The following is a 19,239-nucleotide window of genomic DNA, read 5'->3' on the forward strand; positions in this document are numbered from 1 at the left end:
CTTTATCATCCACATGATCGCCGTCTTGTAGCCTGCGCGCTCAAGGACCGTAATTTTCGAGGTCCATGCGGCAGGACACACCACCACGGCGGCGCTCATGCCACGGTCCACGAATGCCGCCTCTGCGGCACGCAGCAACGAGGATGCGGCCTCCACGCCATCGTGCAGCTCTGCGGGATTGGAATATTCCCTGTGATAGTAGTCATCTATTACGCCCGTTGCGCGAATGTCGTGGGCCGGGGGAAAATGCAGTCGCGAGGCTGGTTGCGCGATTACATAGCCGTCCAGGGCCTCCGGTGTTCCGCACACGAGCATATCCCGGTCGTTCATCGTCTGGCATCGCCTCATCCAGTTGCCGAACCGATCGTCAGCATCTGCGTGAGGGGTCCAGAATACATCCAGCTCAGCGAGTATCTTTCCTGTTTTCCGCGCTCCGCCTGACGATCCCCGCAATGTCGCTATCCGAAGCCGCGCGCACATCGAGGGGCGGGGTCGCGCCTTCAAGATTGCTCTTGGCGAGATAGAGCGTCAGCGGCCTATATCCCCGCTGCTCGAAACACACTCGCAAGTCGTTGCCGCAAACAAAAGAGGCCAACAGCAACTCTGCTCCCGCGTCCCGAAGGTCCGCTTCGGCAGCTTCCACAAGCGCCGGGATCGTGCCTGGCGGCGCGTCTGCTGTAGCAAAGCACTCCGGCATCAGTAGGCCGGGATCGCCCCATTTTCCGGCATAGATCGGAGGAACCGGCAAGAGCACGGAATGGGCAACGCCGACCAGCTCGCCGCCTGCGTCGGCAACTAGCCATTTTTGTCGGAATGGTTGCTTTTCCGCCGTTAGGGCGAATTTGACGGCCTCTCCCACCTTTGCAGGGGCGTCATCATCGAGCACCCATAGCACCGGGTCGTGGGCCTGCCTGCTACGGGCATCCTGCATCAAGAGATCGACCATCTGCGGTAAGTCATCGAGCGTGGCGGCTCTGATTTCAGCGGGCATATTGTCCCCTTTGGTTGTGTTTCGGCCGTCCCTACCTAGTCAGCGCATCATTGAGCGCCCTATAAAGGGTAGCGCGATGGACGCCCAGGAGCCGGGCGACTTCCGCAACTGGCTTCTTGTCCTGGTCGATAAGCTGGTGGGCGTGGGCGATCTGCTCGGCCGACAGGGTAGGGGAGGGGCCGAACCGCACACCTCGGGCTTTCGCCGCGATCCTGCCGGCGCTGGTGCGCTCCACGATCAAGGATCGCTCGAAATCCGCAATGCCGGCAAACACTGTCAACACCATGCGGCCGGCCGGCGTCGTCGTGTCGGCCCACGGCTCGGCCAGGGAGCGCAGACCAGCGCCGGCCTCCTTGATCCGCTCTGCGATGCTGAGAAGGTCGCCAGTCGATCGGGCGAGGCGGTCTAGCCTGGCGATCGTCACCACGTCGCCGGCGCGCAGATGGTCGAGCATCCGCGCCAGCTCGGGCCGGTCGCGCTTCGCCCCGGAAGCCTTTTCCTCGAACATGCGGACGCAGCCGGCCGCGCCGAGTGCGGCGCGCTGCTGGTCGAGGTCTTGGCCCTGGGTGGACACGCGGGCATAGCCGATCATCATGGGCGGCGGATTCCTGTCGCAAATCATGTCGCAAGTTTTCTACCACTTGCGACAAAGACTTGCGACACGAAAAGCCCTGATTTTCCGGGGGCCGCCGATCTGTCGCGGGTTTTAGGATTTTGGCGACAGACAGCCTCGCTTTTCGGCGGCTAGAGCATATGGCTCCGACTGTGCAAGGTGTCAGCCTGCACTCCCCCTGCTTGCTGCGATGAGTCGACGTGCAACCAGATCGTGGTTCAGCCACAGGACAGGCCCGGAGGGTTCGCTGACCTCGCCAAAGATCAACTGGCCGATCGCCTTGACCACATGATGGCTCAAGACGTCGCTCACGAGAATCCTGTTATCTTTGTGCAGTTGAACAATCTCCTGCGATGTGCCGATGGTCTGCTCCGCCTGAGCTGCGCTGTTCGGCAGCGGCCAAAGGTCGAAGTCATAATAGGGCTGCATCGCCTCGTTTTGCTGATAATCCAAAACAATCTGTAGCAGGGCTTCGAGCGTCACGCCGTCTTTCAGCAGGTCTTGGCATTCTTGCCAAAGCAACTCGACCCAGGCTCCCCCGCCTTCTTTCTTCAGCGCAGCCAGCAACGGTAGGAGCGACAGTTCGAGCCCGGCGAATACATCGGAGGAATTGGTGCGGATTTCGGGGCAATTGAACACCGTGGCCCTTACGCCTGTGCGCCATGCAGCTTCGGCAAAACCCTCAAGGCGCATCTTCGCATAGCCTTGAGTGTAGTTGGTGTAAGTCTGCCAGCGATAGCTGTCGCCAATCAGAACTTCGGTGCCGTGATAGCCGTAGGCGGTGTAACGAACCTGCCCGCCGGTCGCCTCGATCCGGGCACGGATGGCAGAGCTGGCTTCAAGCAGGTAGCCAAAGGTATTAGCCGAGACCTCGTCAAAGTTTTGCAAAACGAGCTTCCCGAGATCGCTTTCGATCAGCGACTGCGACGACATATGTCGCGCGCCACGACCCTTGTAGATGCGGTTTACGATAGCGAGAACGGCCTTGGCCTTCGGGATACCACCTGCCATTGTGTGTGCGAAGAAGACGTTCCTGCCGTCGGGGATCAGGGCATCGAGTTCCGCCATAACTGCGTCGAGCGCGGTCTTGAACCGTGTCAATCCAACCTCGTGGCAGCGCGCAATATAGTCCCAATCGAGGGTATCGGTCTGCCAGGTGTCGAGAGTCATCTTCCCGAGAAGATCGGTTGGGGTAGGACCGCCCTCGGGAGCATCGAGATCAAAGCCAGCCATCAGCGGAGTGTTGATAATCTTGCCGCCGAGATTGGCTTCAGCCGCAGCCAGTTCGTCATCAGCCAGGGCGCGCAATGCGTTATTCTCCTCGCGACGGCCGACCGTGACCCCCAGGATGGTCATGCCCGCCGCCTTGGCCTCGTCAAGCAGACCGGCTGCATAGCCACGGCCAAACAGCTCGCCAAAAAGCACGAAGAAATCTCCCTTACGGAAGAGAGTATTGGGGTTCATGGTCTTTTGCGGTGTGAGCTTCGTCATATCAGCCTTTGCAATTTGGGGATGCTTTCGGAGCGGAACGTCAAATATCGGGGATGGCCCATTGTCGCAAAAGTCCCGAAACCTGCATCCACCTCTACACTACCGCCCCGGCGCTGCCACCGTGATCGTGCATCGCTGATCCTCGCCGGCCGCGCGCGCGGCCTCGGCGCATTGGCCGATCGTCTCGGCATTGTCACGCACGAGCTGCGAGGAATCGACCACGCCGCGCCAGCCTTCGGGGTCGGCCACCCGCATCATGGTAACGCCGGCGTTCCATCGGTCCTGTCCCATGACGAAACCCGCAACGCGCGTGTCGAGCTGCCCCGGCAGCATGTTGGGGATGAACAACGTCAACACGATGCCGGCCAGGACGCCGGCGGCCCCGACGATCCACAAGAGCCGGTTCTGAGCATGGCGCTCCCGCGCGCCGGCGATGTGTTCGGCCAGCTCCCGCGCAACCCTCTGGAAATCCCGGCTCTCGTTCTCGAGCTGCTGCGCGGCGGTTCTCACCAGGCTCTCGCCGCTGCGCTCGAGCGCGCGGGCATAGTGCTCCGGGCCGTTGCGCAGGATGGGCGATTTCTCTACGGCCTCAAGCCGCTCATCGACAATGGCGAGGAACTGGATGATCTTACCGAGATCGGGGCCGTAATCGGGCAGCTGCCGGAACTTCTCGGACTGCTCCAACGCCAGCTCCACGCCCTTGCGGATGATGGTCATTTCCGCGTTGAGCTGTTTTCCCTGCGTCTCGACCGTGCGCCGCAACGCCTCGAACGCGGCCGCCGGGTCGCCGGCGTCGTCGGGCGAGGTCTCCGGCTCGAATCTCTCCCTGTCCTCGTCCGTCATGCCGTCTCCTACCGTTCAAGCCCGAGGCTGCGGCCGCGCGTGAGGCTCTGTTGCAGCTCGCGGGATATGCCTTCGCTCTGGCGCATGTGCTGGCCGATCCCGATTTCCTGCCGACGATTGCGCAGGATGGATTCAACCTGCGGGTCGCGCTCAAGACTCTTGGCGAGGCCCTGCATCTGGCCTTCCACCTTGCCGCGCGCCTCGTCGTGCTGCCAGCCGTGAAGCCGCTGGCGCTGCCGTGATAGCTCCTGCCAGCGTTCAACGAAGCGGTCGGCCCGCACATTCGGGTCGGCCTGCATGGCGCGCTCGTGGTCCAGCCGCTCGATGACCTGGCCGACGCGCTCCCGGCCGGAAAGCTCGGTCATGCTGCGGCTCATGTCCGGGTCGTAGCGCAGCGCCGAGCGCATCAGCTCGCGCGCGCCCGGCCGCGCCTGGTCGAGCTGCTGGCCGGCCTGTCGCAATTCCTGCTGCTGGCCGTCGAGGATGGGAAGCCCCTCGCTCCGCTGCCTGTGGGCCGATTCATAGGCCCGCGTGTAGCGGTCAACGGCCTGCTCGAACCCCGACTGCGGCCGCAAGCGTTCGACAAGCCGGTCTTTCGCCGGCGCCCGCCGCAAGCTCCCTTCCCTTTCCGGCCCGTCTGCGTGCTCTTGGGAAGCCTGTCGATCGGCCCCACGGCCAGCATTGAGCTGCAACCCGTCAAACATACCGCGCCGGCGCGTCTCGGCCTTCTGTGGGCGCTCCTGCGTCCGATCCTGGGCCGGCTCGTCGCGGTCCTGCGCGGCCGACGCGCCCCGCGACAGTTTCAGGCCCTCGAACCGGCTGCGGCGCTGCTGCCGATCGCTTCCCCGGTCCTGGGCGAGATCCTCGCGCGGATCTGCACGAAGATCCTGGGCGAGATCCGCGCCGACTTTTTGCGAGGATCTCCGATCAAGGGCATGATCCCCGGCCGTCGACTCCCGTTCTGCACGTAGCCCGGCGCGCTCGGCCGGAATCTCGATCTCGCTGCGGACGCCCATTTGCTCCGCGATCCCGCGCCGCTCGGCAAAGTCGCGGGTATAGTCGAGCGTCGTTTCCTTCACGCCCGACCGCGACAGGCGGCGTTCTAGCTGGTCATAGGCCAGCTCGCCGGCGTCCTGAACCTTCCATGCGTTGCGGTGCGTTTCCGTGCCATCGGGCAAGGTGACGGGGGTGGAACCTAGATGTTGAAGGCCGATCTTCTCCCCGATCTCCGGCGCGGCCTCCTTCATGGCCCGCTCAAGATCGACACCCCATAGGGTGCGACGCTCGCCCTTGTCGTTTTCCAGCGTCACGAAATAGCTATCGGACTTCTGCGGGTCATGCTCGAAGGGCGCGGCCCCATGCTCGACCAGGCGGCCGGCATTGGTGAACTCGTCCTGCGCTGCGTAGAGCTGCGCCCCGTCGCGGTGCCGGGTCATCGCGACATAGGTTAGATGCCGGTCCATCGTCCCCGACGCCAGCACATAGGCGCGATCAACGGTCGCGCCCTGGTTCTTGTGGATCGTCGTCGCATAGCCGTGGTCGATCGCCTGATAATCGCCCATCGGCACGGAAACGCTGTCGCCCCGGCCGTCGAGCGTGGCGATGATGCGGCCCGGCTCGACATGATCGACGGTCGCGAGCATCCCGTTTTTCACGCCAAGATCGCGGCTGTTCTCCAAGAACACGATGCGGTCACCCGTCGCAAAGTCGCGCTTGCCGTCATTGGTCTGGAAGGTCAGCGCCCGGCCCGGTCCTTCCCGCGCCTGGTCGATGTCGCGGGTGACGTCGCCCGACCCTGGCCCGTCCTCGGCCACGCGCGCCAGCTCGCCCCGGTCCTGTAGCTCGGAACGGATCGCCTCGTTGATGGCGCGAACATCGGCACGGCGATGCGCCATCGCAACGCGGGTGCCGTCCGGTCGCTCGTCGCGATCGGCAAGGTAATCGCGCACGATCTGGCCGCGCGCGTCCTCGCCGCTCTCGCTGAATCGAATGTCGCCATGATCCCGATAGGCGGCCAGGCCCTCGGCCGTCCGGTGCGTGGCGAAGCCAACCGACGCCTCCCGCTGCCAGTCCACGCGCTGCCGGCGAATCTCCGAAAGCTCGGCATGGCCGATCTGCTCGGCAATGGCGCGGAACGGTGCGCCGGCCCCGATCGCCTGTAGCTGCTCATGGTCGCCTACAAGGACGATCTTCGCCCCGCGCGCCTCGGCCTCGCCAACGAAGCGGGCGAGCTGCCGGCTCCCGACCATACCCGCCTCGTCGATCACGAACACATCGCCGCGGCCGATCGTGCCGCGGTCGTTCTCCCAACCGCGGGACCATGACGCGAGCGTTCGGCTCTGGATGCCGGAACTTTCCTCCAACCCCTCGGCCGCCTTGCCTGACAGGGCCGCGCCGTGGACCGTGTAGCCCTCGGCCTCCCATGCCTCGCGCGCGGCGGCGAGCATGGTGGATTTGCCAGCGCCGGCGAAACCGACAACGGCCGCGATACGCTCCCGGCCGGTGACATGCTCGATCGCCGCCCGCTGCTCGTCCGAAAGCCGGGCGGAAGCATCGCCGGCGCTGCGCTGAATGGCGGCGTCCTGGGCGGCTATGGCGCGATCGACATGCCGGCGATCGACGCCATGATTGCGCGCCTGGTGCATACGCTCGGCCGACGCGACCATGCCGGATTCGATCTCGACCATTTCCCGCGTCGAATATCGCGCAAGCTCGATCTCGCCCGTTCCCTGGTCGATGCGTTCCGGCTGAAGCTCGACCAACGCCGGCGATGCCATGACCTTCGCGAACGCGCTCTGGAACTCCTGCGGGTCGTCGTTGATGTAGCGATGCAGCGCCCGCGCAACATCGTGACGGTCGAACACGCTCTTTTCGTTCGTGATGAGGGAAAGCACCTGCTCGGGCTTCTCCCGGATCAGCTCGGCGTTGCGCCGGGCCGCGTCCTCGTCCAGCCGCGCCCGCGACACGTCGAGGCCGCGCCGCTCCATCTGCGTGGCATGGACACCCATATGCTCGGTCGGCGTGATCTCAAGCCCGCGCTCAAGGTGCGAACGATGGTCGATCCGAATATCCAGCCCGGCCCGCGCCAGGTGCTCGTTCGCGATCACCTCCCACGACTGGCGAATGTCGCGGAGCTGCATGTCGGTGGTCGGAAGGTCGTTCGACAGCAGCCATTTGTTCTCCCGCTCGATATAGGTCTTCTCGCCTAGCCCGTCCTCGCCAACCCGCCGCGTCGTCATCATCACATGGGCATGGTGGTTGCGAACGTCGCTCTCGCCATGCGGCGCATGGATGGCGAAGTCCACGGCCGCGCCGTAGCGGTTGGCGAGGTCCTGGGCGAAGTCCCGCGCTGCCTCTAGCCGCTGCTCGGCCGACAGCTCGTGCGGCAAGCCAATCTCGAACTCCCGCGCAACCCGCGCGTCCTTGCGTTTCTCGGCTGCCTCGGCGGCGTTCCACAACTCCGACCGATCACGCGCCCAATCGGCGTTGCTGCCTTCCGGCAACACGATCTCGGAATGCTCGACGCCCTGCTTGCGGGTGTAGTCGTGCGTGATGCCGTCGCGCTTGTTGGTCAGCTTTTCCGCGCAGCGATAGGCCGCCGATCCGACCGCGCTTCGGCCGGTCGCCCGAGAAATCGGCTTCATGCTGCAATGATAGATCGCCAAGCGCCGATTTCCTTCCTCTCCCGGTTTGATCCGCCTTCGCTTCTGCGCCAGTGCCGCACTGAGTTGCGCAGCAACTCGTAAGTGCGCCCTTCGTAATTCGCTCGCTCCGCTCTCTCATGCCTCCGGTGGGGCGCTGTGGCAACGTCAATGCGATGCGAATAAGGCCGCGATTGTGACTCCGCACGCTCCACTTTTCAAGGCCGGAACCATCCGTGATCCCCTACCCTGCCGAAAACCTGCTACGCTCGCCCGCGACCGGAAGCAGGGAGGCGACACGATGGCGCGCAAGACGATCGAACAAAGGCTGGCCGAGTTGGATGTGCAGCGCGCCACCCTCAAGGCCAGGCTCAACAAGCAGGAGCGCGCCAGGGACACGCGCCGCAAGGTGCTGCTCGGCGCGCTCGTCCTCCATCGCCTCGAACACGGCCGGGATGAGCTGTCGCGCGCCCTGCCCGACTGGCTGCGCCGCGAGCTGCCCGGCTTCCTCACCCGCGACGGCGACAAGGAACTCTTTGACGATCTGCTCAAGCCGGCCGCCGGCGGCGGGACCGGAGCGCCTGACCCATGAGCGATGTCACGTCCGCCTGGCTGGCCGCCCTCAAGAGGATTTTCCAGTCTGCCGGCCAACTCGGCCGCGACCAGCCGAAGGGAGGCAACCCCATGAATGATTTCCGGCTGGCCTGGGCCGCCTTCAAGAACATGGCCTCTGTACATTATTCGGACACAGATTCACGGTAGCGGCTTGATGAGCAGCGGCATGAGGCCATCGGCATCGAGGTCGAGGCTCTCGGACCAGATATAATCGCCGGTGAGATTGATGCGGTCCCATCCCAGCGGCGACAATCGGGACAGCATGGCGGGATCGACAGGTGTGCCGCGGTGCCGCAGTTCATCGACGGCACGACCGAGATAGCGGCAGTTGAAAAGAATGATGGCGGCCGTGACAAGGTTGAGCGCTGCCGCGCGGGTCTGCTGGTTCTCCAGGCCACGGTCGCGAAACCGCCCGAGCCGATGGAAGGCGACAGCGCGGGCCAGGCTGTTGCGTGCCTCGCCCTTGTTGAGTTCGGCGGTGACCGTCCGGCGCAGATCGGTGTCGTCGAACCAGCGCAGCGTGAACAGTGTGCGCTCGATCCGTCCGACCTCCCGAAGTGCCGCAGCAAGACTGTTTTGTTGACGATAGGCGGACAGCTTCTTCAAAATCAGCGACGGTGTGACAGTGCGGTCGCGCATCGCCGCGATGACCTCCGCAATTTCGGCCCAATGGCTGACGATCAGGTCCCGACCGAGGCGGCGCCCGAACAGCGGTGCGAGCCGACCATAGCGCCGCGCGGGCTCGAAACCATAGAGTTGTCGATCCGACAGGCGCGGAATGCGCGGCTCGAAATCGAGGCCGAGCAAATGCATGACGGCGAACACGATATCGGAGACGCCGCCACCATCGGTGTGGAGGGCGGTGATGTCCGCGCTGCTTTCGTGGCCGAGGATGCCGTCGAGTGCGTGGATCGCCTCGCCCGCCGTCCCGGCGATGACCGTCTGATGAAGCGGTGCGTATCGATCGGTGATGGTGGTGTAGATCTTGACCACGGGGTCGCGACCGTAATGTGCGTTGACCGTTCCTCCGGCTTCGCCGGCACCGCCGAGATAATAAGCCTGCCCATCGGCCGATGCGCGATGCCCCGAACCAAACCAGGCGGCGAGCGGTTCGGCATGGATAGCGTCGGTCAGGCTGGCGAGCGCGGCGCGAAACGTTTCCTCGCGCATATGCCACGTCTGCATACGCAACAGTGCGCGACGCGAGGCGACACCGCAAACTTCGGCCATGCGCGACAGACCAAGGTTGGTCGCCTCCGCGATCAAGGTGGCAAGAAAGGCGCGTTCGTCGGCGGGAGGCAGACCGGTCGAGACATGGCCGAAATGCTGGATGAAGCCGGTCCATCGTTGAACCTGCGACAGCACATCCGTGATACGGGTGGCAGGCACCATGCCGTAGCAGGTGAGCGCAAGTTGCCGCCCTTCATCCTGACCAGGGTCTTCTTTGGGGTCTTTCGGAAACCGCAGCCGCTCGCCGGCAAAAAGGGGGGATCGCGTTTGTCCAGATCGCGGGCGACCTCGCGCAGGGCGCTATCAAGCCTTGCCGCCCTCTCGTCGAGCCAGGCGTGCGGATCGCCGAGCGAGAAAGCGGGCTTCGGTACGGGGCTGGCCGGTGGGGCAAGCAGCACACTGAGCGCGCGATGGACGCGCGCGGTCGGCACCCAGATACCACCGGATGCCAAAGCATTGGAAAGCGCGCTGTAAGTCGCCATCTCCCAATGGGTGCGATCGATCCCGCCTGCGGTCATGACATGCCGACGCCAGCGGTGCTCGACATGGCCAAGCGGCACGTCATCGGGCAACGCCCTGCGCCAGTCTCCGTCGAGATCGGCGAGGATCGCCATCGCATCGCGCAACGGCTGCATTCCGGCCCGGCCCTGGAAATCAAAAGCGCGCACGAACGACGGCCCCATCCGCTTGAAGGCGCGATATTCCGCCGCGATCTCGTCCAGAACCTCGTTCCGGTGCGGTGAGGCGGTACGTCGGATGATAGCGGCGTCGGCGTCGATGATGTCGAGGGATGCCACGGCATCGACCGCCGCGGCGACATCGCCGCCAGCCCGGGCCGCCTGGCTGATCGCTTCCAGAACCCTGGCGATGCGTAACATCCGTTCGCGGCCCTCGCGGCCGGAAACGGCCACGCGCTGTTCGAGCCGTTTGCGGGCGCGCAGATGGGCCCGCCCCACGAGCGCAATGAACATATCGATCGCCGCATCGGTCAGTGTCGCCTCCAGCTCGCGCAGCGTCGCGAGCAGCACGACCCGCCTGCGGGCCGGGCGCATTTGCTGGAAAGCCTGTGCCGTGTAGCGCACACCCTCCCGGGCGAATTGCCCCAGGCGCGGTTCGTGGCGAACATCAGGGGAGAAAGCCGATATGCCCGTCCCACGAATCAGCGTGATCTTTTCGACGATTTCCAAAAGCGAAGCGGATGCGACACGCGGTTCTGGCTCGCGCAGCCAGGACAGACGGCTCTGCCGGTCATGCACCTTGTCATCGATCAGCGCGTCGAGTTGCTGACGCATCTCATGGCCAAGGCCGCCATCGATCGCGGCCACGAGATCCGTTTCCGCCTGATGTATCGCCTCGGCCGCCATGCGCTCCACGACGCTGACACCCGGGATCACGATCCGACGCGCGCGCATCTCATCCAGAAGCCGGCCGAGCAGCGCGCGTCCGTCGATGATGCTCGCCGCCTCGTTTGTCAGCCATGTCCGCAATTCCACGCGGTGCGGGCGGCTCAGATCGCTGAAGCCGAAGCGCGTCTTGATCGCGGCGAGCTGATCGTAGCGCGTGGGCGTGCGTCTGGCGAAATCAGCTATGACCTTTGCATCCACCCCGACCTGCTCGGCAATATGGTCGAGCATGACCGCAGGCAGCAGTTCCCCGTGGCGCAGATGCCGGCCCGGGTAGCGCAGGCAACAAAGCTGCAGGGCGTAGCCGAGTTCGGGTGGCGGGCGTGCGCGCGGTGTCGATCGCGGTCATGTCCTCACCTGACAGACTATAGTGCTTCACGATCGCCGCCTCGTCGTCGGGCAACATCAGCAGGGCAGCGCGCTGCCGCGTCGTCATCGGAATCCGTCCGGGCATCTTTGAACCTCCAAAAACCACTTGCCTTTCGGCATGATTCTGAAAGAGGATTGTGAAAGACAAGAGGCCGCAGGAATCCGTTCATGCCGCACTGGCCTCCGGATACGGCCGTTTGTGAAAGAGACGCAGATGACGCGCGAACCCTATCTGATCGGTTATGCCCGCGTGTCGAAGGGCGACGACCAGTCGAACGCCGCGCAGCGGCGCGCGCTCGATGCGGCCGGCTGCAAGCGGATGTTCGAGGAGACCGCCAGCGGTGGGCGGTGGGACCGACCCAAGCTTCTGGAGATGATCGGCCAGTTGCGCGAGGGAGATGTCGTCGTCGTCTGGAAGCTTGACCGGCTGTCGCGCAGCCTAAAGGATATGCTGCACATCATGGAGCGGATCGAGCTGGCAGGCGCGGGCTTCCGCTCACTGACCGAGGCGATCGACACCACCACCGCGGCAGGGCGGATGATGATGCAGATGGTGGGAAGCTTCGCCGAGTTCGAGCGGGCCATGATCCGCGAGCGTACCAGCGCCGGCCTTGCCCAGGCTCGCGCAGAAGGACGGATCGGCGGGCGTCGGCCCAAGCTCGGCGACAAGCAGCGCCGCGAAATCGCCGAGTCCGTCACGTCCGGCCGCAAGTCCGGTGCCGAGATGGCGCGGCTCTACGGCGTCAGTGAACCCACCGTCTCGCGCATCGTCGCCGCGCACCGCCAGCAATTCAGTCAGCAGCAGAGGGAACAGGCATGAAGCGTGGTCACGATCTGTCCGGCGTCATGAAGTTCGCCACCTCGCCGGCCTGGGGCGAGCATCTGGGCGAGGCGCTCGGCGATCATCTCGGGCTGGCGATGGAGGAGTTCGACTTCGAAGCGGACGAGCTGGCGGACATCGTCGGCGATCATTGGGCCGGCGTGTTGTGGGGATGCGCGTTCGAGGATCTGCTGACGCGCACCATCGAACCCGGGGACCGGAACATCGTCGATGACTATATTCGGCGCCGGGGCTGGAATGAGAGCGGCCCGACCAAAATCTACCTGCGTGCCCTTCGATCGTCAGTGATGAGCCTCCACGAGGTCAGCGAGGTCGAGCCCGGCAGCGGCTTCCTCGTGCGCGACCTGATCCGGGGCGGCGAGCCGCTTCGAGTATCCGAGCGCAGCGCCTCGCAGACGCTGAAGCAATGGGACAGGATCGGTGCCCGCGTCGTGCAGGTCGGAGGCAAGCACCTCCTGTCGGGCGGCGTGCTGTCGTTCACGATGGAGGCGGCCGAGGCGCTCGTCGCCGATCTACGGCGCTCGAAGGGCAAGCGCAGCCCGCGCACCGCGTTGAACCTAGACGCCGACGATCTGGCTGCACTTCCGGCCCTCATCAGCACGGCATGGCTGTTCGATGTCGTTCCCAGGACCATGGGACCGGCGCCCATCCCCACGCTGCACAACATTGATGGCGAGGAGGTGATGTTCCACCGCGTGCGCTTTCCCTTCGCACGCGGCGTGACCCAGGCGCTGGTCGGCGAGCGGCTTGATACTGTCCCTGCGCTTCAGCGGGAAACCACGCACTTTTGGAACTGGCTGGGCGAGAAACCGAACGGAAAAGCGAAAAGCACCGGGCGCATGGCGTGGGGTGTGACGATGGCGGACGGCACCCCGGTGCTCGGCAATGTCGAATTGAAAGGCCGCGCCCTGATGCTCGCCGTCACCTCGGCCGAGCGAGCGAAACGCGGCACCGCGCTTATCAACGATGCGCTCGCCGGGTTGGTCGGCTCGCCGCTGACCACGATTGAGACGGTCGAACAGGCCATGGCGGCGCGGGCCGAGGGGCTGACATCATCCGAACCGGCACCCGCCATTGCGCCAGAGGTTGCAACCCCGCTCATCCATGCCATGCTCGACCGTCAGTACCGCGCGACGCTCGATGAACCCGTCGGCATGCTCGGCGACATCACCCCGCGCGCAGCCGTTCAAACTGCCGCAGGCCGGCACCGAGTAGCCGGGTGGCTCAAGCATCTCGAAAACCGCAGCAGCCAACTCGACGCGAACGACCCGATGGCCACCTACGACTTCACTTGGATATGGCGCGAACTTGGCATCGAGAACCTGCGCAAATAGTTCGCTACCCCTGACGTCGATGCCTACCGTGAATCCGTGTCCCTACAATGCACAGAGGCCAACATGCTGCGGGCGGCCGCGCGTGATCCCCTATGGGCCTTCGTCGCGATCGTCACCGCCCCGTTCCGCGCCGCCGGCTACATCGCCAGGGCCGGGGTGCTGTTCCTCTTGGTCCTGTTCATCGTCGGCGGCGGCCTCATGGCCCTCATGCAATGGGCCGGCATCCAGCGCGGCGATGCGCTCTGGTATGTCGGCAACCTCGCCTTCACCGCCTTCCTCGTCCTGCTCGTCTTCCGCCTCCTGTCCAGGCCGATGATACAGCACTTCGGGGACATGGACGCCGACACCCACGGCTCGGCCCGCTTCGCAACCGATCGCGAAACCGCTCCCCTCACCCGCTCGCAAGCCGGCCTCCTGATCGGCCGCGATCCGAAGACAAAGCGCCTCCTGCGCTATGACGGGCCGGCGCACCTGCTCACGATGGCACCGACCAGGACCGGCAAAGGGGTGGGAACCATCATCCCGAATCTGCTCACCGCCGACCGCTCCGTGATCTGCATCGACCCCAAGGGCGAGAATGCCAGGATCGCCGGCCGCGCCCGCCAGAAGTTCGGGCCGGTCCACGTCCTCGACCCCTTCGGCGTCACCGGGCAAAGCTCGGCCGCCTTCAATCCCCTCGATGCCCTCGACCCTGACGGCCTCGACGTGGCCGAGGACGCAAGCACCCTGGCCGACGCCCTGGTCTATGACGAACCAGGCACGGCCGGCGAGGCGCATTGGAACGAGGAAGCCAAGGCGCTGATCGCCGGAATCATCCTCCATGTCGTCGCGAACGAGCCGCGCGATCGGCGCACCCTCGCCACCCTGCGCGACAACCTCACGCTCGCCCCTGACGCCTTCACGGCGCTGCTCAAGGCCATGCAGGCGTCCACGGCCGCCGGCGGCCTGGTCGCGCGCGCCGCCAATCGTCACCTGGGCAAGTCCGATCGCGAGGCGGCCGGCGTGCTGTCGGCCGCGCAGCGCCATACCCATTTCCTCGACTCGCCGCGCATGGTCGCGGTCCTCGGCCGATCCGATTTCCGCTTTGCCGATCTCAAGGCCAGGACCGCCACCGTGTTCCTCGTCCTGCCGCCCGATCGCCTCGCCACCTATTCCAGATGGCTGCGCCTGCTCGTCACCCAAAGCCTCACCGACATGGCGAGGGCGGGCAGCTCGTCCCCTGCCCCACTGGCTGCGCCAGTCCTCTACCTGCTGGATGAGTTCGCCGCCCTCGGCCACCTCGCCCCCGTCGAGCGCGCTATGGGCCTCATGGCCGGCTACGGCGTCCAGCTCTGGCCCATCCTGCAGGACGTTCACCAGCTCCGCGCCACATACGGCGCGCGCGCCGGCATGTTCCTGTCGAACGCCGGCGTCCTACAGGTGTTCGGCGTCAACGATCACGAAAGCGCCCGCCTCGTCTCCGATCTGCTCGGACAGGAAACCGCCGTGTTCAAGACGATGGGCCAGGCGCTCGATTCCGATAAGTCCGGCATATCCTACGGCGAACACCATTCCGGCCGCCCGCTGCTCACCCCTGATGAGGTCCGCACCCTGCCGCAACACGTCGAAATCCTGTTTCTGGCCGGGCAACGCCCGATCCTCGCCGGCAAGCTCGCCTACTATGCCGATCCCGAGTTTCGGGGCCTGTTCGATCCGATAGAACGATAACCGAAACCATAGTGCTCGGCGGTGTCAAAAGGTGGGTTCTCGCCATGCTCGCGGCCTGCGGCCCCTGCGCGTGGCTCCGATCCCGGCCTTGCGGCCGCTTTTGACGCAGCCTGCGCCCCTATGGAATCCTGAACCTGTCGGGACGAAGGGCGTCCCGCCCCTCGCCCCCGCTCGGGGTTCTCCACGCCTGCGGCGCGTCGAACAAAGGGCTGCACCAGGCGCAGGCGCCAGCCCCCGGCCGGCCCGCTCTCATCATCTAGGGCCGTAGGGACGGACGGGGGTGGATGATTACATGCTTACCTGCAAGCATGTCCGCCCTACCCTGCCGGCGGGGCCTTCCCTCCAAGGTGCTGCGCTATGATCTTCTCATAGGCCGCCTCGTCCATGATCCCGAGGCGGCGCTGTGCGCTCGCCATTTCCGTGATCTCGCGGGCAAGGCGGCTAGGATTCGTCGGCGTCATTGCCATGTTGCCAGCAATCAGGCAATCGCCTGAACGCCCTTCTTCTGGATAACTGTCAGCAGCCGCAGCGCCGGTCCGCCCGGCTTCTTCACGCCCCGCTCCCAATCCGACACGAGGCCCTTGCTCACATTGAGATACCGGGCAAAGACCGGCTGCGACAGGTGCTCGCGCTCCCGAATTGCGCGGATTTCATCCGGCATGAGCGGCCGAACTGCCGAAAGGCAGGCATCATCGAACTCGCGCATCGTCTGCTTGTCGATCGCGCCAGACTGATAAAAGCCCTCCATCATTTCATGGACGGCCGCCATTGCCTCACTCTTGTATGCCTTGCTCATCGCAATTCACCTCCAACATTCGGCCGGCCGCCACTTCGGCATCCATCTGTGCATCGGAGAACCCAAGCACCAACTTAGCCGCCTTCTTGAACGCCGCTTCCTCGTCGTCCTCCAGATTCGCCAAATCGCTTTTGGCAAACCCGAACGCGAAAACCGCCCGCGTTTCCGCCCGGAAGAAAATCAGCGTTCTATAACCGCCTGATCTTCCCGCACCTGGCCGCGCCACACGCTGCTTGATGAGGCCGGCTCCAAGATCGGCGTCGATCAACCCGCGTTCAGCGCGCTCGATCGCCTCACATAGCATCGCATCGGAGATTTTCTCCTTGCGGGCAAACCTGTGAAACCTGCTGCTCTTGAAGACTCTCACCGTCGCTCCGTCATATATAACACTTAGCGCCACACTTCAAGGCTTTCCGTCGCCTGCTGCTGCCTTGCTGGCAATCAGGCATTATGCTTTTGCAGCAAGTCGGCAAGCGCCTCCCGCATGAGGTCTTCAATTGAGCGGTCGGTGTCGGCTGACAGCCGTTTAACCCGGCGATGGTCTTCCGGCTCGACCACGACCGTCACTCGTTTCATTCCGGCCCGCGTGGCGGCATGGTAACGCTTGCCCTCGGCACGATCCGGGGCCGGCATAGGGGTGGCTTCCACGATCGGCGCGGCGGGCGGCGGCGTCTGCGCACCCACGGCTTTCATGCTCTCGGCTAAACTCGGTCTTTTCGACATGGCCTTATCCCGTCAACATTGCCAGTTTGCCAGCAATACCACTATGCCTCATTGCTGGCAATACAGATTGCCGTCAAATCAGCAATCTGCCTTTTAGCCAGGTCAACAGTTCGGACACTTCCTCGCTGGCTTTACCGCCCGGCTCATACTCTGGCGCGGTTTTGCCGGCCGTGAGCGCATGTCCGAAAGCGGCTCGCTGCTGGAAGGCAACGGGCGCAACCTCCAAGCCGTGAACCTGAACGGCCTCCCGCGCATCGGCTAGGAGCTGCGTAGCGCGCGGCGGCACGGCGTTCAAAACCACAAAGGCCGGCTTTTGGGCGAGCTTCACCAGCTCGGCGGTGCTGCCGATCGCGCGAAGATCGAGGATTCCGGCGCGGCATGGGATCAACACCAGGTCGGCCGATCGCGTTGCGGCCATTGCGGCCGCTTCGGAGTGCGGCGCTGTGTCGATCAGGACCAGCTCGGCCCCGCCATCGGTCGCAGCCTGCAAGCCTTGCGGCAGGCGAGTATGCGGAAGGGCGACGACAACCGGAGCCTCGCCCTGGCGGCTGTCGCCCCAACCGGCGGCGCTTGCCTGGGGGTCGAGGTCGATAATCACGGCCGGAAGCCCTGCCGTCTCGGCCGCCGTGGCGATGTGCAAGGCAAGGGTGGTTTTCCCGGCCCCGCCTTTTTGGCTGACAATGGCGATTGTTTTCATATTGCTGGCATAGCAGCAAAGCGCATTGACGGCAAGAAATTTTGCATAACTGCCTTATTGCCAGCAATACAGCAAATATTAAGCACCGTCGTCGCCTCTCACTCCCTCTCGAAAGCCCATGCGACGGTTGCCGCAGGCGTGAGCGTTGCGGTTTTTGCTGTGAGGTTTCCGCTTCCCGGTCCGCCCTATAAGCGGACCGGAACCGCCGCAGGGCTGCGGAAGCAGCCCGAACAGCGGCGTCCGCTTATGTTTGTCCTCTTAGATAAAGATCAGATGGGGATTCAGTCTGCTTATCGGACTCACGTTTGTTCATCAGGTTCCGCGCCATCGTGGCAAGAGACTGCCCGAGCCGGCTATCGCCCACATCGAGCAAGGTCCGCTCATCGAGGGGCAGGGCCTTCCTGTAGGCGTCGATTGCCTCGCTCCAAGCCTGCTGGTCCTGTCCATGATCGGCAGGCAGGGGAGGGGCCTTGCCGAACCGTCCAAGGAACTGCCGGGCCTTTTCCGGCAGGGACAGGCGATAGGCATTGCTGGCCTGCTGCACCTGGGGGCCGCGCCCTTCGTTCCCGGTCGGCTCGTAGCGCCGCAGCCAGTCGATGAAACCATGCGCCCGCAGGTTCTTCAGCGCCCGCACGATCGTATCCCGCGACCGGCCCAGGCGGTCCATGATGGTTGTGATTGACGGCTCTAGCCGGCCGGTGCGGAAGTCGATGAGATTGACGAACAGCCGCAGCACGTCCAGCGCCACCGATCCTAGCGGGCCGCTGCGCTCGCCCTTCTCGTGCAAGCCGGCCTCGTTGTAGATTTCGGCCGCCTTCAGGATCGCCTGCACGTCCTTGCGCGTCGTCGGCCGCCATATGCGGCCCTCCGATCGCCCCCGGATATGGCTATGCCGGCGAACCGGCGTCGGGCATCGCTCGGCCGGGGGAGGAAAGACCAGCCCTAGCGCGGTCTGCCCCGACCCGCGCAAGGCGTCCCGGCGCTCATAGGCGAGCGTGGAGAGCTGGCCGGCCTCGGTGTCACTGAGCTGGCCGGCTCCGTGCCTGGTCCAGATTTCCCGCATGATTTCATCAAGCGCGTTCCCGCGCGCGCAGCCGATCGCGGCCGCGATGTGCGTCCTCAACATATGCCTCTCGTCCTTCCGTTCGGAGGACATGACGACTGTGGACGGCAGGCACGGCTTTCCCGTTCCCGCAAGAATCAATCTTGCGGAGCGGAGTGCTCTAGCGTAGATAAGGGGAGAGCTTCTTGGCCCCGTCTCTACGGTGTGTCTGACGGCCTACAAAAACGCTCGACCGCGCCAACGGTCGGGCGTTTTGCCGTTATGTCCCTTGCTTCGCTTCGATATAGAACCTCAACGCTTCCTCGATGACCGGCGCGCGCCCTCGCAAGCCCGCGTCGTCCTTCAGGCGGTCAATCGCCGCGACCAGATCGCCGGGCAGATCGGCCTGCACAAGAATCCGGCCCTCCGCGCGCCAACGCGCCCGAAGGTTTCGGACACTTTCCAGCTTAACTTGTTCTCGGGTGCGACTCGCCATGTCTACATGAAGAGCCGAAACGGCGCGATTCTGCAACCCTTTGCGTAAGGAGCCGGCAAAAGCACTATTTCTAGGGTAGGGCGGGGCGGACATGCTTACCTGTCAGCATGTAATCATCAGCCCCCGGCCGTCCCTACGGCCCTAGATGATGAGAGCGGGCCGGCCGGGGGCTGGCGCCTGCGCCTGGTGCAGCCCTTTGTTCGACGCGCCGCAGGCGTGGAGAACCCCGAGCGGGGGCGAGGGGCGGGACGCCCTTCGTCCCGACAGGTTCAGGATTCCATAGGGGCGCAGGCTGCGTCAAAAGCGGCCGCAAGGCCGGGATCGGAGCCACGCGCAGGGGCCGCAGGCCGCGAGCATGGCGAGAACCCACCTTTTGACACCGCCGAGCACTATGGTTTCGGTTATCG

The 19,239-nt window shown here is 64.7% G+C and carries 19 protein-coding genes; 5 read left to right on the forward strand and 14 right to left on the reverse strand.

The genetic code is table 11. The features are described from left to right. The 6 genes from VHN57_RS27480 to traA all read right to left on the reverse strand — a co-directional run. Positions 1–330 (reverse strand): hypothetical protein (locus tag VHN57_RS27480; protein ID WP_279678545.1); only part of this gene is annotated, 330 nt, incomplete at its 3' end. A gap of 73 nt (positions 331–403) precedes the next feature. Beyond that, positions 404–991 carry a hypothetical protein gene (locus VHN57_RS27485; protein WP_298672493.1) on the reverse strand — a complete coding sequence of 196 codons (588 nt, stop codon included), beginning with the start codon at positions 989–991 and terminating at the stop codon, positions 404–406. Between the two features lie 31 nt (positions 992–1,022). Beyond that, complete coding sequence (locus VHN57_RS27490) at positions 1,023–1,586, reverse strand: recombinase family protein (RefSeq protein WP_279678499.1); 564 nt, start codon at positions 1,584–1,586, stop codon at positions 1,023–1,025. Positions 1,587–1,766: 180 nt separating this feature from the next. Then, complete coding sequence (locus tag VHN57_RS27495; protein WP_298672480.1) at positions 1,767–3,095, reverse strand: enoyl ACP reductase FabMG family protein; 1,329 nt, start codon at positions 3,093–3,095, stop codon at positions 1,767–1,769. Between the two features lie 99 nt (positions 3,096–3,194). Beyond that, a complete protein-coding gene (locus tag VHN57_RS27500) occupies positions 3,195–3,938 on the reverse strand; it encodes a DUF6118 family protein (protein ID WP_298672477.1) in 744 nt (247 codons plus the stop codon). An 8-nt stretch (positions 3,939–3,946) separates the two neighbouring features. After that, positions 3,947–7,603 (reverse strand): Ti-type conjugative transfer relaxase TraA, encoded by a 3,657-nt coding sequence (gene traA / locus VHN57_RS27505; protein WP_298672474.1) that lies wholly within the window; start codon positions 7,601–7,603, stop codon positions 3,947–3,949. A gap of 277 nt (positions 7,604–7,880) precedes the next feature. Here traA and VHN57_RS27510 point away from each other — a divergent pair, with 277 nt between their 5' ends. Beyond that, positions 7,881–8,171, forward strand: coding sequence for a mobilization protein (locus VHN57_RS27510; protein WP_213339717.1), 291 nt, complete (start codon positions 7,881–7,883; stop codon positions 8,169–8,171). Beyond that, a complete protein-coding gene (locus tag VHN57_RS27515) occupies positions 8,168–8,341 on the forward strand; it encodes a hypothetical protein (RefSeq protein ID WP_423286607.1) in 174 nt (57 codons plus the stop codon). The genes VHN57_RS27510 and VHN57_RS27515 overlap by 4 nt, the downstream gene beginning before the upstream one ends. Here the strand turns inward: VHN57_RS27515 and VHN57_RS27520 are convergent. Together VHN57_RS27520 and VHN57_RS27525 are read right to left on the reverse strand one after the other, a co-directional pair. After that, the gene (locus VHN57_RS27520; RefSeq protein ID WP_423286613.1) at positions 8,333–9,568 is read right to left on the reverse strand and encodes a Tn3 family transposase; all 1,236 of its coding nucleotides are present in this window, start codon (positions 9,566–9,568) and stop codon (positions 8,333–8,335) included. The two genes, VHN57_RS27515 and VHN57_RS27520, sit on opposite strands and share 9 nt — an antisense overlap. Further along, positions 9,457–11,124 (reverse strand): DUF4158 domain-containing protein, encoded by a 1,668-nt coding sequence (locus tag VHN57_RS27525; RefSeq protein WP_423286615.1) that lies wholly within the window; start codon positions 11,122–11,124, stop codon positions 9,457–9,459. Before VHN57_RS27525 ends, VHN57_RS27520 begins: the two co-directional genes overlap by 112 nt. Before the next feature lie 286 nt (positions 11,125–11,410). Here VHN57_RS27525 and VHN57_RS27530 point away from each other — a divergent pair, with 286 nt between their 5' ends. From VHN57_RS27530 to VHN57_RS27540, 3 genes are all read left to right on the forward strand, one after another. Next, positions 11,411–12,016, forward strand: a complete 606-nt coding sequence (locus VHN57_RS27530) for a recombinase family protein (protein ID WP_423286573.1) — start codon at positions 11,411–11,413, stop codon at positions 12,014–12,016. Continuing rightward, positions 12,013–13,371, forward strand: a complete 1,359-nt coding sequence (locus VHN57_RS27535) for a hypothetical protein (protein ID WP_423286571.1) — start codon at positions 12,013–12,015, stop codon at positions 13,369–13,371. The genes VHN57_RS27530 and VHN57_RS27535 overlap by 4 nt, the downstream gene beginning before the upstream one ends. Positions 13,372–13,434: 63 nt before the next feature. Beyond that, the gene (locus tag VHN57_RS27540) at positions 13,435–15,078 is read left to right on the forward strand and encodes a type IV secretory system conjugative DNA transfer family protein (protein ID WP_423286609.1); all 1,644 of its coding nucleotides are present in this window, start codon (positions 13,435–13,437) and stop codon (positions 15,076–15,078) included. A gap of 478 nt (positions 15,079–15,556) precedes the next feature. Here the strand turns inward: VHN57_RS27540 and VHN57_RS27545 are convergent, their stop codons facing one another. The 6 genes from VHN57_RS27545 to VHN57_RS27570 form a co-directional block, all read right to left on the reverse strand. After that, the gene (locus tag VHN57_RS27545; RefSeq protein WP_213339719.1) at positions 15,557–15,874 is read right to left on the reverse strand and encodes a helix-turn-helix domain-containing protein; all 318 of its coding nucleotides are present in this window, start codon (positions 15,872–15,874) and stop codon (positions 15,557–15,559) included. Then, positions 15,852–16,241 (reverse strand): type II toxin-antitoxin system RelE/ParE family toxin, encoded by a 390-nt coding sequence (locus tag VHN57_RS27550; RefSeq protein WP_279678530.1) that lies wholly within the window; start codon positions 16,239–16,241, stop codon positions 15,852–15,854. The genes VHN57_RS27545 and VHN57_RS27550 overlap by 23 nt, the downstream gene beginning before the upstream one ends. A gap of 74 nt (positions 16,242–16,315) precedes the next feature. Next, positions 16,316–16,597 carry a ribbon-helix-helix domain-containing protein gene (locus VHN57_RS27555; RefSeq protein ID WP_249731689.1) on the reverse strand — a complete coding sequence of 94 codons (282 nt, stop codon included), beginning with the start codon at positions 16,595–16,597 and terminating at the stop codon, positions 16,316–16,318. Positions 16,598–16,670: 73 nt separating this feature from the next. Beyond that, the gene (locus tag VHN57_RS27560) at positions 16,671–17,294 is read right to left on the reverse strand and encodes a nucleotide-binding protein (RefSeq protein ID WP_213339714.1); all 624 of its coding nucleotides are present in this window, start codon (positions 17,292–17,294) and stop codon (positions 16,671–16,673) included. Positions 17,295–17,538: 244 nt separating this feature from the next. Beyond that, positions 17,539–18,420: a helix-turn-helix domain-containing protein gene (locus tag VHN57_RS27565; protein WP_213339715.1), complete on the reverse strand. Its 882-nt coding sequence runs from the start codon at positions 18,418–18,420 to the stop codon at positions 17,539–17,541. Between the two features lie 196 nt (positions 18,421–18,616). Then, positions 18,617–18,748, reverse strand: a complete 132-nt coding sequence (locus VHN57_RS27570) for a ribbon-helix-helix protein, CopG family (protein ID WP_279678531.1) — start codon at positions 18,746–18,748, stop codon at positions 18,617–18,619. Positions 18,749–19,239 lie beyond the last annotated feature (491 nt).

The sequence above is a fragment of the Sphingobium salicis subsp. salicis genome (assembly GCF_049472635.1).
In the GTDB taxonomy this organism is placed as follows: domain Bacteria; phylum Pseudomonadota; class Alphaproteobacteria; order Sphingomonadales; family Sphingomonadaceae; genus Sphingobium; species Sphingobium yanoikuyae_A.